Below are 13,597 nucleotides of genomic sequence, written 5' to 3'. Positions count from 1 at the left end.
TACTTTTCCTGCCCTTTCCTCTCAACTCATTCTCACCAAACGAGCACAGTACCGTTTGTATCTTTATCCGCCGCTATAGTGACTTAGCGCATGCTGCAGCCTTGCAACAACATAATGGTTGATCCTGATGTCAAAAAAGCGCAACATAATAGATATGTTATAACATAACAAATGAGGCAACTATGAAAGCAGGTATTCATCCTGACTATCGCACGGTGGTGTTTCATGACACCAGCGTGGATGTTTATTACAAAACGGGATCAACGATTAAAACCGATCGAACTATTGAACTGGAGGGTACCAGCTACCCTTACATCACCATTGACGTTTCTTCGGCATCGCATCCCTATTATACCGGGAAGCAAAAAGAATATTCCAAAGAAGGCAGCACAGCGCGCTTCCAGCAGCGCTTTGGCAACTTCTTCAAGTAATCAGAGAGGGCTGTAAAATGCAGGTGCTTAGTTCGCTACGTTCAGCAAAGAATCGTCATAAGGATTGTATTGTGGTCCGCCGTCGCGGGCGAGTTTACGTTATATGCAAATCCAACCCGCGCTTTAAGGCCGTACAAGGCGGAAAAAAGAAAAAAGGTTAATCTTTCTCGACTTCATCCCGATACAGTCGGTGTTATGACGCTAACAAGACTGCACGGGATGATTCGCGTGAAAAAACTGCTGAAACAATAAGATAACGAGTACCAAAAGCCCTTATCCTCTGAGCAATCTCTTCGCATTCCTTCTGCCATTTCTCATATTTTCAGATAGAAATAATTAAATAAGCCGCAGACAAGTTTATTCTATGCTCATTGTTACAACAAAAAAATCTGAGGATTAATCAAAATAAATAGCAGTGAAAACCTTACCTATTATCCGCGAATTTTACGAACGTTTTTGCTATAGTCATATATAGAATGACGTAACCGTAACCAACATGGTATAGCTATACTTAAGGTTAAGTCATGAGATGTTGGTATTTACGCCAACCCTATTTCGCGACATAGTAGATACCAGGAGGGACGATAATCACTGTTTTCTCATTCATTACAGAACAAATCACAATGGTTCAACGCCCTGTCTGTAACAACATGAATACGAAACAACGTTAACGTTTTATCTTGTAAGTTTCATCAGTCTACCTGTTTACCAGGTGTTAACCGCAGTAACACTGAATAACGGCTTAACGGAGGGATTGATATGGATGAGTACACACCAAAACATTATGATATTGCCCAACTCAGATTCTTATGTGAGAATCTGTGTGACGAAAGCATAGCGACGTTAGGCGATAGCAGTCACGGCTGGGTCAATGATCCAACATCTGCGATCAATCTCCAATTAAATGAACTTATTGAGCATATCGCTACGTTTATTCTCACATTTAAAATAAAATACCCTAACGAAAGTGAGCTTTCAGAGCAGGTTGAAAAGTATTTGGATGATACTTACGTCTTGTTTAGCAACTATGGTATTAATGATGCTGAACTACGGCGTTGGCAGAAGTCCAAAGCAAAATTATTCGGAATGTTCTCAGGGGAGAACATCTGTACGCCTGCTAAAACTTAAGCAATAATTTATTTATATTTTTTTAACCACCAGGTACTGCTTGCATAGGCCATTATGAAAAAAATCGACTATTTGATGCGTTTGCGTAAATGCACAACCATTGACACTCTCGAACGCGTTATTGAAAAAAACAAGTATGAACTCTCTAATGATGAATTGGAGATGTTCTTTTCCGCAGCCGATCATCGCCTGGCAGAACTGACGATGAACAAACTCTACGACAAAGTCCCTACTGCCGTATGGCGCTACGTTCGTTAATTCCTAACGAAACGTATACAAAAACTGACATTAAATACACTGCGCCGATAATATTATCGGCCTTTGTTTTTATTATCTTTTTAACGTATTAATTGCGTAAGACTTGTAACAAATTGTATTTTTTATATTAAGTAAAAATGAATTCCTCCTCACACTTTACGCTTATTTCCCCGACACTCATCGTTTATAACAATCGCATTGATAGCATCCACGAATACTATATCCAGTGATGAAAACAGAGGTCGTAATAATTACCGCAATTATTACTCGCTAAGTAAACATACAAACTCATCTTCTCGAAGAAACAGAGATCGGTAAATGACATCTCTCGAGCAGAAAGTGGGGGCTCGGCTGTTATGTATGTCAGAAACGGGTTTATGGCAGAGAATGTAGTTTATATGCAGGAGATGAAGCGGCTAACGAGGGCAGAAATGGTGGAGGCCCTGCCAGCTACATCCCGGCACACACGTCTCCTGCTGCGGCTGCTTCCTTCCGGACCTGACCGAATCCACAGGTTAGTGTTGCGGGAGAACCGACAGGGCCTCCATTGACGACTTTATAACGGCTTGCACATGATAATCGCAACGTGTCACAAAGCGGTGGGCATTATCGGCGATGGGATAGGCAATTGCAAGCTAACACCGACTAACCGTTGTTTTCTTACCCACCCCACTGTGCCACTATGATGTTCAATCGGTTTAGGAACAGCAGGAATATCCGCGGATGTCAGAAGAAAACGATAATTTCCGCCAGCGCGTTTTTCAAATCGTCGCGGCAATCCCTTACGGAAAGATAGCGACCTATGGCGACATCGCGCAGCTTGCTGACTCGCCCAGAGCATCCCGACAAGTCGGCGGAGTATTAAAACGTCTGCCGAAAGACAGCAAACTTCCCTGGCATCGGGTAATCAATCGTAAAGGCGAAATATCGCTGGTCGGTGGAGACTATGTGCGTCAAAAGTCAGCACTACAGGCGGAGGGCATCATTTTCAATCGTCAGGGAAAAGTTGATCTTGCGAAATATCGCTGGCAATACGCGCCATAACGGCGCGTATCCAGATGAATTACCAGATGGTCTGTGGTGCCATAGATGATGAGTCAGGCTGCCCCTGAAGCATATGAGGAGTCTGATTTGTCGGGTTAGATATCATTGATCCCTGATTTTTCGCCGGTAAGGGAACAGAGGCGACAGGTACCAGCACCAAATCGGCGTTATTTACCCCGTTGCTAATAACCGGCAAGACGTTTTCCGTCACCATCACGATACGATTATCGATCGCAACGGCTGCACTGAGTAAGATACGCGCATTGGGCTGAATATCAGCCGGGTTATACGGTAACTCGAATCGGAAAGGTGCCTGCTTTCCTTCTGTACGCGTCACGCGCTGAGAGATCACTTTTGAAGGAGCATCGGCCAGCGATGCATCAGACACCGTAACGGTTAAAACGGCGTTGTGAGGGAGTGCAATGCGCTGACGAATATTCACCGTACCGGTTACCGCTGGCATTGCAACAGCGGGGCGCTGTGAAGAAACAGAGGTGACAGGTGCACCCGTTTGAGGAGAAACGCCATAATCACCCCTCTGTGCACATGCAACCAGAGTCATCGATAACGTGATACCGCCTAATATATGCCATAATTTCATTCGGTCAGTCTCCTTTATTATTGTCAGACTACCGGTATCGAAAACCGGCACTCATAAATAGTATGATTCACCCAACACAATAATGATGGTGCAAAATTCTGATATTTTCCTGAAATCCACACATTCATTGCAGTAAAAACCCATAAGAAAATATTTTACACCTTACAAAACAAACAGATAATTATTTATTCGCATCCATTGGGGCCGATACCATGAGTCAACCACTACAACACCTTCTCGACCTCCTGCATTTAGAGAAACTCGAAGAAGGGCTATTCCGCGGACAAAGCGATGATTTGGGGCTGCGTCAGGTCTTTGGTGGGCAAGTCGTCGGCCAGGCCATGTCGGCTGCCAAACAGACTGTCCCCGTCGAGCGCAACATTCACTCTTTCCACAGCTACTTTTTGCTACCCGGCGATAGCCAGAAACCGATTATTTATGACGTTGAAAACCTGCGCGATGGCAACAGTTTCAGCGCCAGGCGCGTTAGGGCTATCCAGAATGGTCGCCCTATTTTTTATATGACGGCCTCATTTCAAAGTCATGAAGAAGGGTTTGAGCACCAAAATGTGATGCCAAACGTCACACCACCAGAAGATCTGAAATCCGAGCAGGAAATCGCACAAGACATGCAGCACCTTCTGCCGCCCCGCTTTCACGATAAATTTATTCAGGCCAGCCCGATTGAGATACGCCCGGTTAAATTCCATAACCCACTAAAAGGCGAAGTAGACGAGCCAGTGCGACACGTCTGGTGCCGTGCCAGCAGCCCGCTGCCGGACGATAAGCGTATTCACCAATATCTGCTCGGCTATACGTCTGACTGCAATTTCCTACTTACGGCCTTGCAGCCTCACGGCGTTGGCTTTTTGGAGCCGGGTATGCAGGTCGCCACCATCGATCACTCAATGTGGTTCCACCGTGATTTCCGGCTGGATGACTGGCTGTTATATACCGTAGAAAGCACATCTGCATCCGGTGCGCGTGGTTTCGTTCGTGGGCAATTCTATACTCGGGAAGGCGTGCTGGTTGCATCCAGCGTGCAGGAAGGTGTCATACGTCGCCGCCAGCCGTAAACCTTGCAACAGCCTCGTAATGTAAAGGACCATCTCATCCGGGGTGGTTAGTTTAAGACTGATAATAAAACAGGCGTGGAGTCTCCCCCACGCCTGCTTACTGTATTCTGACTATCTCACGAATTAATTTACGCGTTCTTATTGGTTGTAAGCGCTCTCGCCATGGCTGTTGACGTCCAGACCTTCGCGCTCTTGATCTTCAGGTACACGCAGGCCGACAACCATGTCCGCGATCTTGAAGGCAATAAATGCCACCACGCCAGACCACACCAGACAAACAATCACGCTGAACAGCTGCACCCAAATCTGGTGTGCCATCGTCACGCCTTCCGCATAGCCAGTACCGCCCAGTGATGCAGAAGTGAATACGCCAGTCAGGATACAGCCAACGATACCGCACACGCCGTGAACACCGAACACATCACACGGTGTCATCCACACGCAGCCATCTTTTCAGTACCGTTACGCCCCACAGACCTGCAACACCACCGGCCAGACCGATGATCAGTGCGCCACCCACGCCAACCGTACCCGCTGCTGGCGTGATTGCCACCAGACCCGCGATACAACCAGAGCATGCGCCCAACAGAGAAGGCTTACCGCGGACCATCCACTCACCGCCAACCCATGCCAGAATTGCAGCAGCAGTCGCGACAACGGTGTTCAGGAAAGCCAGAGCGGCAATACCGTTCGCAGCACCCGCAGAACCCGCATTGAAACCAAACCAGCCGATGTACAGGATCGCCGTACCGATAAACACCATCGGCAGGTTATGCGGCTTGAAGGCTTCTTTGCCAAAACCAGCACGTTTGCCCAGCAGGTAAGCACCAACCAACCCAGCAACTGCGGCGTTGATGTGAACCACCGTACCACCAGCAAAGTCCAGCGCGCCATCCGCAGCCAGATAGCCACCACCCCATACCATGTGCGTCATCGGCAGGTAGGAGAACGTCAGCCACAGCGCAACAAAGATCAGTACAGCAGAGAAACGGATACGCTCAGCAATCGCCCCAACAATCAGCGCAACGGTGATACAGGCAAAGGAAGCCTGATAAGCCACGTGTACGAACTGATAGAAGGTGCCACTGATGGATTCAATCCCGATGCCTTTCAGCATAAAGGTGCTGAAACCACCGAAGAAGGCGTTACCTTCGCTGAAGGCCAGGCTATATCCGTAAACGACCCACAGGATACAAACCATCGCGAACGTTACGCTCACCTGCGTCATCATGGACAAAACGTTCTTAGAACGAATCAGGCCGCCGTAAAACAATGCGATGCCCGGTATAGTCATAAAGAGTACCAGTGCGGTACAAATCATAATAAAAGCGTTGTCCGCTTTATCAATCGTCGGTGTCGCAGCCATTGCCCAGGACGGGAGTAATGCCGCCACACCGAGACCTAATGAAGAGAGTAATTTTTTCATTTTCATCCATCCCTATTTACGTATCTACGTTAGGTGTTGTTAAAGTGCGGATTCGTCAGTTTCACCCGTACGAATACGGATAACCCTTTGCAACTCGGCGACAAAAATTTTGCCATCACCAATTTTTCCGGTGTACGCAGCTTTGCTGATGACGTCGATCACTTCATCCAACTGGTCGTCTGCAATCGCGATATCAATTTTTACCTTAGGTAAAAAATTAACGCTGTATTCTGCGCCGCGGTATAGCTCCGCGTGCCCTTTCTGACGACCAAATCCTTTCACCTCAGTGACGGTGAGTCCCTGGACGCCGACAGAAGATAACGCTTCACGTACATCTTCCAGCTTGAATGGTTTTATCACCACAGTAACCAGTTTCATTTATCTTCCCCCTAGCCATTACGTTCAGGCTTTCGCCCGTCACTTGTTCGATTACATGCTCTATGAAGTAGGTCTACGTCATGACTAAAGCAAAGGGTGTGCCATAAATGATTTATCTGGCACAAATCAGGAAAGAGAACGCGATTAACGATAAGAAAGGGCAAAAAGAAAACCCGGTGGGAAAGAAATGCAGGAAGAATTGGGCAAGAATTGCACTAACTTGGTGCACGAAGAGTATTTTCAGTGCAGTGCGGGGGAAAACCAGAATCACGATGCTTATTGATGGTGCGAAGCCATGAATAGACTGTCAGTCTGCACCAAACAAGGCGGTGCAGACCGAGAGACTATCCCAGATAAGTCTTAGTGCGCAGGATCAGGCTCAGTGCTGGTGGCTGCAAGATCCTCTCCAGCGAGCTGCAATTGATACATTTGATAATAGCGCCCCTGCTGTTGCAGCAGTTGCTCATGCGTCCCCCGCTCAACGGTTTGCCCATGATGGAGCACCATAATCGTGTCGGCTTCAACGATAGTGGAAAGCCGATGGGCGATAATAATCAAGGTTGTCTGTTCCCTGATAATGCGCAGCGCCTTTTGCACCGCCTGCTCCGTACCCGAGTCAATATTCGCCGTCGCTTCATCAAGAATCAGGATCTTAGGCGTTTGCACCAGTACCCGCGCAATCGCCAACAGCTGCTTTTGTCCGGTAGACAGGTTATTCCCCTGCTCGCCAATGCGCGTATGCAATCCTTCAGGGAAAGCCCGAACCAATTCAGCAAGCTGCACCACTTCCAGTACGCGCCAGACGGACTCTTCACTGATATCACGCCCCAGCGTCACATTCACAAACATGGATTCCGCCAGCACAACCGGATCCTGTTGCACCATTGCCACATTTTGGCGCAACACCGCATGAGAGAGCGTCGACAGCGGGCGGCCATCAAGCCGAATCTCCCCCTCATCCGGCGCGTAATATCCCATCAGCAAACTGGCTAGCGTACTTTTCCCGCTGCCAGTATGCCCGACCAGCGCGACGAATCCGCGCTCTGGTATCGTCAGCGAAATATTCTGTAGCACGCGTTTTTCTGTGCCATACGAGAAAGAGACATCGTCAATATCGACACGCCCCGTCGCCAGCGGACGCTCATCATCACCGTAGCGCTGCTTTTTGCCATCCATCAGTTCGAAGATACGCTCACCGGCGACAACCGCCTGCTGCAACATCGTTTGCTGAGTTGTCAGTTCAATCAGCGGTTCATTCAGACGGCCCAAATAGTTGATAAACGCGTACAAGACCCCGACGCCAACCGATCCCATTGAGCTGAAACCGAATTGGATTAACAAGCCACACAGCACCAGCGCGGCAAACAGGCTCAGCAACGGCCGCAGCAGGAAACCTTCCAGACGCAGGGCCTTCATCCGAGCTTCATAGTGCTCATGGCTAGAGGCCCCCAGTTTCTTGCCAAAGCGGGCCTGCTGGCGAAACTGCTGAATCACGCCCATACCATTAATCACTTCGTTGAAGCCATCATTAATGTCAGCCAGATAGCTCCGCACCTTGCGCACAATCGGCGTACTAAAGCGATGGTACAGCACCATGACCGTCGCTACCGCAGGGAAAATCATCAGTGCAACCAGCGCCATCTGCCAGTTAAGGCTGAACATCGCCACCAGCATCGCACCAACCAGCGCCGCACTGCGTAATACCGTTGACACCACCATGACGTACAGGTCTTTAACCACCTCGGTGTCATTGGTAACACGTGAAATCAGTTGCCCGACAGGTTGCGTATCAAATGTACTCAACGGCTGGCGCAACGCCGCATCCATCACATCAATGCGCAGTTGCTGGACGACACCAACCGCAACGCGGTTGAACAGCAGCGTCTGGAAATAGTGCAGCGAGGCCGCCAGAATTTGCAGCAGGATATAGGCCATTGCCAGGCCCGCCGCAATCGCCAGCGGGAACTGGCCTTTTGCTACCAAATCGTCAATGAAATAGCTCACCAACACAGGGCCTGAGACTTCAGCAATTGCAGCAATCCACAGCATCAGGACGCCCTGTAACAGCGGTTTTCGCCAGGGGGAACCATAGGCCAGCAGGCGTTTCAGGGTTGGCCAAAACTGTTGAGGGCTATTCATTTTTCGTTCCTTCCAACTGAGGCACATCATCCAGTGCCGCCTCCAGCTGTTGATAACGGTACATATCCCGATACCAGCCAGGTTGTGCCGCCAGCGTCCGGTGTGTGCCACGCTGCACCGTTTGTCCTTGCTGCAACACCACGATTTCATTCGCTTCGGTTAGGGCTGACAGGCGATGTGCGCTGATGATCAGCGTCCGCTTTTCGCCCCAGGTTTTGAGATTCTGCAAAATCTGGTGTTCCGTACGCCCATCAACCGCAGACAGCGCATCGTCCAGCACCAAAATTTCAGCATCCAGCAGCAGCGCACGGGCAATCGCGATGCGCTGTTTTTGACCGCCAGATAACATCACACCGCGCTCACCAACTTCAGTCTGGTAGCCCTGAGGTAAACGCAGAATATCGTCATGAACGCTGGCAAGCTGTGCCGCCTGTTCTATCTCTTGCTGGGTAGCATCAGGCCGACCCAGTGCGATGTTTTGCGCCACCGTATCGGAAAACAAAAAAGGCATTTGCCCCACAACGGCAAAACGGCTGCGCAGTTCATCCAACCGAATGGCGCTCAATGGACGATCGTGATAACGAATCTCTCCTGATTGGGTATCGAAATGACGCAATATCAACGCCAGCAGCGTACTTTTCCCCGATCCTGTCGGCCCACATAGCCCCAGCATATTGCCCGGCGCCAGCGTAAACTGAATATGTTGTAAAGCATCACGGGTATTATCCGGGTAGCGAAACGCGGAGATATTTACTTCCAGTACGCCCCGCTCGGCAGGCAGTGATTCCTCACCGTCTTTCACCACGAGATCTTCCGCAAGCAGCTGTCGAATACGGCTATATGCCGCGCTACCACGCTCGACAATATTAAACATCCAGGCCAGTGCCAGCATCGGCCAGATCATCAATCCCAGATACATGACAAAGCTGGTCAACAAGCCTAACGTCAGCGAACCGTTAATCACCATCCAACTGCCGCCGCCAATCGCCAGTAAATTCGACAGCCCCACGGCAATATAAATCGTGGGATCGAAGCGGGCATCCACTCGAGCAACATGCATATTTTTGGCACCAGCATCCGCCGCAGCTTGCGCAAAACGCGCGGACTGATAGTTTTCCAACCCGAAGGCTTTAATCATCCGAATGCTGGTCAAACCTTCCTGCGCCTGATCGTTAAGCGAAGAAAACGCGGCCTGTGCGGATTTAAAACGGTTATGTAATTGGGTGCCGTAGCGTTTGATAAAAATCGCCATGACCGGCATAGGAAGCAGCGCCAGCAGGGTCAGTTCCCAACTGATTTGAGTACACATAACAACCAGTACGGCACACCCCATCACCATCGAATCGACCAGCGTCAGCACGCCTTCTCCGGCGGCAAAGACCACGCGATCGACATCGTTAGTCGCACGCGCCATCAGATCGCCGGTACGGTGACGTTGGTAAAATGCCGGATGCTGACGGCTCAGTTGACGATAAAAATCCTCTCGTAGCTCAACCGCCAACTGGTATGACGCACCAAACAGAAATACTCGCCACACGTAGCGCAGCAGATAGACCATGACGGCAGTCAGCAGCATCACGCCAATCCACTTCATCATTTCGGTCATCGACATGCCGTGCTGCGTCACGCCATCGACGATCACGCCGACCAATTTAGGAGGCAGCAATTGCAGGATGGCAATCGCAATCAATAGCGCAACAGCACCCAGATAGCGCCGCCATTCGCGGCGAAAATACCAACTCAGTTGAGCAAAAAGTCTCACGCGGTTTTCATTCCAATAGCCAGACGGGTCATGACAGACTCAGACAAGTGATTATACAAAAGACGGATGGATGATGAATCACAGGGATAAGGGCAGTGCCGTGGTATGTTTGATTCGTTCCATAGCAAAGCTAGATGTTACATCGACCAGCCCGGGAATTCCATTCACCAGCCGCTTATAGAAATCATCATAGCTTTTCATATCAGCGACCTGAACCTGCATCAGGTAATCGTATTCGCCAGCCATACGATAGAAAGCCAACACCTCCGGCATGTCGGATACTACGCGGGTGAAGGTCTGATACCAGTCGCGGTTGTGCTGCTGCGTCTTCAATAAGACAAACGCCGTCAGCCCTAACCCCAGACGCTCATTATCCAGTAGCGCCACCTTAGCCCGGATGATCCCTTCTTCTTCCAGACGCTTCAGCCGTTTCCAACACGGCGTGGATGTCAGATTAACCGCATCGGCCAGCGTCTGTAGCGAAAGCGTGCAATCCTGTTGCAGCATATTCAGCAGTGTGCGATCAATTTTATCTAACATAGTTATACCTAATATGGTTTTATCTAATGTAGTTTTACCTAAAAATAGCGCTACTGATAGAAAACTCCCCCTACTTTCCCCCATTAAGAGAGAAAAGTAATGTTCTTCCCGCCCAGAATCGCGGTGATAGCATTATTGGCAACATCGACATAGCGATAACCTTACTGGCCTTCGTTACATGAGCCCCGCCGTCACCATAATTTCTGAGATAGCGCCTCGCTATGCGCTTTACTAGAAAGATAACCCACACATAAAGAATAAAAGGGTAAATAATTCCCTTAAATTAGCTAAAGGGAGATAAAAAGGTAATTTTTTTATCCTGAAAACTCGTTACTCTATTCGCATCACTGCCTAACTGAGTTTTCATCATGACCAATGCCTGGGTTAAAAATGCCATCAGCGCTATCGAAGCAGATTTTCAGCGTTCGGCTGATACGCATCTTATCCGTCTGACCCTGCCGGATTATCCGGGTATCTATTTTTACCTCAAAGATGAAAGCACACATCCCAGCGGCAGTCTGAAGCATCGCCTGGCGCGTTCTTTGTTTCTCTACGGGCTGTGCAACGGTTGGATTAAAGAAGGCACGCCGATTATTGAAGCGTCATCCGGCAGCACCGCCGTGTCAGAAGCCTACTTTGCACGCTTGCTTGGCCTACCGTTTATCGCCGTTATGCCCTCCTGCACCGCAAAAAGAAAAATCGAGCAAATCGCTTTCTATGGCGGCCGCTGCCATTTTGTCGAACAGGCAGGACAAATCTATGCCGTATCCGAACAGCTCGCGCAAGAGATGAACGGCCATTATATGGATCAGTTCACCTACGCAGAGCGCGCCACCGACTGGCGTGGCAATAACAATATTGCCGACAGCATTTACCGCCAAATGGCACGTGAACCGCATACCGTGCCGGATTACATCGTGATGAGCGCAGGAACTGGCGGTACGTCAGCCACACTCGGACGCTACATTCGCTATCAGGGGCTGGATACGCAACTGGTCGTCGTCGATCCAGAAAACTCCGTCTTCTACGACTGTTACCAGAAGCGTGATCGTTCCATCACTGGCCCGTGCGGCAGTCGGATCGAGGGGATCGGCCGCCCGCGTGCTGAACCGTCTTTTATTCCTGACGTCATTGATAGCATGATCAAAGTGCCGGATGCCGCCAGCATCGCAACGCTGTACTGGCTGGAAAGCATGTTAGGCCGCAAAGCGGGAGCCTCTACCGGTACCAACGTCTGGGGCATGCTGCAACTGGCCAAAGAGATGGTGAAGCGAGGTCAAAAAGGGGCGATTGTGACTCTGCTCTGCGACAGCGGCGAACGCTATCTGGACACCTACTACAACAGCAGTTGGGTAGAAAAAAATATTGGTGACATTAGCCCTTATCTCAATACGCTGAACAACCCAGAGATATCTCACCTTTCCTCTGAAGCCAACCTGACGTGACGATAGCCTATTCAGCACGCAGCCGCAGCGCTGAATGCGGGCTACTTTTCAGATAACATGATTTTTCAGCTAACAGAGCTTTTCAGGTAAAATAGCGACTTTACACCGCTGTGCGTTACAGACGTATTGCGGTTAACGTCGCGTTAAGGTGAATGAAGAATGAAGCGTGCTGTTGTCGTTTTTAGCGGTGGACAAGATTCCACAACCTGCCTGATTCAGGCTCTGCAAGATTATGATGACGTCCACTGCATCACCTTCGATTACGGGCAACGCCACCGCGCGGAAATTGAGGTCGCTCAGGAACTCAGCCAGAAACTGGGGGCAACAGCGCATAAGGTTTTGGACGTCGGCTTGCTGAATGAACTCGCCACTAGCAGCCTCACGCGTGACAGTATTCCCGTTCCCGATTACGACGCCAATGCGCAAGGCATCCCCAATACCTTCGTTCCAGGAAGAAATATTCTTTTCCTGACGCTCGCCGCTATCTACGCCTACCAGGTTGGTGCCGAGGCCGTCATTACTGGTGTATGTGAGACCGATTTTTCCGGCTATCCTGATTGCCGCGACGAATTCGTCAAAGCCCTGAATCAGGCCATTGTTTTAGGTATTGCCCGCGATATCCGTTTTGAAACCCCGCTGATGTGGCTTAATAAGGCCGAAACATGGGCGCTAGCGGATTATTACCAGCAGCTCGATACTGTTCGTTACCACACGCTAACCTGCTATAACGGCATCAAGGGTGATGGATGTGGTCAATGTGCCGCCTGCCATTTGCGAGCAAACGGGCTTGCGCAGTATCAAAACGATTCCACGGCTATCATGGCATCGCTGAAGCAGAAAGCAGGGTTACGCTGAGACTTCACATCGCCATGCAGGCTCTACACGCAGAAACATCACACCATGTAAAAACAGCAGGCCATGCTTACAGGTAGTGGCCTGCTGCCCCATGTTAACGGCGAATCTCGTTTAGGTGTTCCAGTAGTTCTCCCTCCAGCGGCAGTGATTTTTGCGTCGATAAATCGATGCAGACAAACGTCAGCGTGGCATCAGCCACGTCGCTTTCATCAGACACTCGGGTTATCTTCTGACTGATCACGCCACTCTTCGTATTCATCTGCAGTAGTTCGCTATCAATACGCAGCACGTCACCGAGAACGGCAGGCTTGCGATAGTTGATATTGATGTTCACCACGACGAAAGCGATATTGTTGCTATGCATCCAGCCAAAAGCAGGCAACGTTTCCAGCCATTGCCAACGCGCCTCTTCCAGAAATTCCAGATAACGCGCGTTATTAACGTGCTGATAAACATCAATGTGATAACCACGAACGGTAATGAAAGTCTGCATAGCGGTAATACTCCTGTGACA

The 13,597-nt window shown here is 49.6% G+C and carries 14 protein-coding genes, 1 other RNA gene and 1 pseudogene; 8 read left to right on the top strand and 8 right to left on the bottom strand.

Going from position 1 to position 13,597, the window contains the following annotated elements; genetic code table 11:
• Positions 1 to 182: 182 nt before the first annotated feature.
• The 4 genes from HP572_RS03075 (at position 183) to HP572_RS03060 (ending at position 1,817) form a co-directional block, all read left to right on the top strand.
• Entirely contained in the window at positions 183 to 431 is a 249-nt protein-coding gene (locus HP572_RS03075) for a type B 50S ribosomal protein L31 (protein WP_240584753.1), read from the top strand.
• A 17-nt stretch (positions 432 to 448) separates the two neighbouring features.
• Entirely contained in the window at positions 449 to 592 is a 144-nt protein-coding gene (gene ykgO, locus HP572_RS03070) for a type B 50S ribosomal protein L36 (RefSeq protein ID WP_005976091.1), read from the top strand.
• Between the two features lie 598 nt (positions 593 to 1,190).
• Complete coding sequence (tomB, locus tag HP572_RS03065; RefSeq protein WP_010282247.1) at positions 1,191 to 1,559, top strand: Hha toxicity modulator TomB; 369 nt, start codon at positions 1,191 to 1,193, stop codon at positions 1,557 to 1,559.
• Between the two features lie 54 nt (positions 1,560 to 1,613).
• Positions 1,614 to 1,817, top strand: a complete 204-nt coding sequence (locus HP572_RS03060) for an HHA domain-containing protein (protein ID WP_005976087.1) — start codon at positions 1,614 to 1,616, stop codon at positions 1,815 to 1,817.
• A 441-nt stretch (positions 1,818 to 2,258) separates the two neighbouring features.
• Here HP572_RS03060 and ffs read toward each other — a convergent pair.
• An RNA gene (ffs, locus tag HP572_RS03055) (signal recognition particle sRNA small type) lies at positions 2,259 to 2,355 on the bottom strand.
• A 185-nt stretch (positions 2,356 to 2,540) separates the two neighbouring features.
• On the opposite strand from ffs, the gene HP572_RS03050 reads away from it, so the two are divergent.
• On the top strand, positions 2,541 to 2,861 hold the full coding sequence (locus tag HP572_RS03050) for an MGMT family protein (protein ID WP_010282239.1): 321 nt from the start codon (positions 2,541 to 2,543) through the stop codon (positions 2,859 to 2,861).
• A 19-nt stretch (positions 2,862 to 2,880) separates the two neighbouring features.
• Here HP572_RS03050 and HP572_RS03045 read toward each other — a convergent pair whose 3' ends face one another.
• Entirely contained in the window at positions 2,881 to 3,462 is a 582-nt protein-coding gene (locus HP572_RS03045; protein ID WP_240584752.1) for a YbaY family lipoprotein, read from the bottom strand.
• 212 nt (positions 3,463 to 3,674) lie between these two features.
• Here HP572_RS03045 and tesB point away from each other — a divergent pair, with 212 nt between their 5' ends.
• On the top strand, positions 3,675 to 4,538 hold the full coding sequence (tesB, locus tag HP572_RS03040; protein ID WP_205552777.1) for an acyl-CoA thioesterase II: 864 nt from the start codon (positions 3,675 to 3,677) through the stop codon (positions 4,536 to 4,538).
• Between the two features lie 138 nt (positions 4,539 to 4,676).
• Here the strand turns inward: tesB and amtB are convergent.
• The 5 genes and pseudogenes from amtB to HP572_RS03015 form a co-directional block, all read right to left on the bottom strand.
• Positions 4,677 to 5,964: pseudogene (gene amtB / locus HP572_RS03035) on the bottom strand (ammonium transporter AmtB).
• Between the two features lie 39 nt (positions 5,965 to 6,003).
• The gene (glnK, locus tag HP572_RS03030; RefSeq protein WP_205552781.1) at positions 6,004 to 6,342 is read right to left on the bottom strand and encodes a P-II family nitrogen regulator; all 339 of its coding nucleotides are present in this window, start codon (positions 6,340 to 6,342) and stop codon (positions 6,004 to 6,006) included.
• 360 nt (positions 6,343 to 6,702) lie between these two features.
• A complete protein-coding gene (locus tag HP572_RS03025; RefSeq protein WP_240584751.1) occupies positions 6,703 to 8,481 on the bottom strand; it encodes a SmdB family multidrug efflux ABC transporter permease/ATP-binding protein in 1,779 nt (592 codons plus the stop codon).
• Positions 8,474 to 10,243: a SmdA family multidrug ABC transporter permease/ATP-binding protein gene (locus tag HP572_RS03020; protein WP_240584750.1), complete on the bottom strand. Its 1,770-nt coding sequence runs from the start codon at positions 10,241 to 10,243 to the stop codon at positions 8,474 to 8,476. The genes HP572_RS03025 and HP572_RS03020 overlap by 8 nt, the downstream gene beginning before the upstream one ends.
• Before the next feature lie 78 nt (positions 10,244 to 10,321).
• The gene (locus HP572_RS03015) at positions 10,322 to 10,783 is read right to left on the bottom strand and encodes an Lrp/AsnC family transcriptional regulator (protein WP_039511030.1); all 462 of its coding nucleotides are present in this window, start codon (positions 10,781 to 10,783) and stop codon (positions 10,322 to 10,324) included.
• A gap of 368 nt (positions 10,784 to 11,151) precedes the next feature.
• On the opposite strand from HP572_RS03015, the gene HP572_RS03010 reads away from it, so the two are divergent.
• Both HP572_RS03010 and queC read left to right on the top strand, forming a co-directional pair.
• Entirely contained in the window at positions 11,152 to 12,228 is a 1,077-nt protein-coding gene (locus tag HP572_RS03010; RefSeq protein WP_305852613.1) for a PLP-dependent cysteine synthase family protein, read from the top strand.
• Between the two features lie 159 nt (positions 12,229 to 12,387).
• A complete protein-coding gene (queC, locus tag HP572_RS03005) occupies positions 12,388 to 13,083 on the top strand; it encodes a 7-cyano-7-deazaguanine synthase QueC (protein WP_240584749.1) in 696 nt (231 codons plus the stop codon).
• Between the two features lie 94 nt (positions 13,084 to 13,177).
• Here queC and HP572_RS03000 read toward each other — a convergent pair whose 3' ends face one another.
• Entirely contained in the window at positions 13,178 to 13,576 is a 399-nt protein-coding gene (locus HP572_RS03000; protein WP_039485489.1) for a thioesterase family protein, read from the bottom strand.
• Positions 13,577 to 13,597 lie beyond the last annotated feature (21 nt).

Origin of the sequence: Pectobacterium sp. PL64, assembly GCF_022477975.1 — a bacterium.
Taxonomy (GTDB): domain Bacteria; phylum Pseudomonadota; class Gammaproteobacteria; order Enterobacterales; family Enterobacteriaceae; genus Pectobacterium; species Pectobacterium jejuense.
This window is presented reverse-complemented; position numbering and strand designations above follow the sequence as displayed.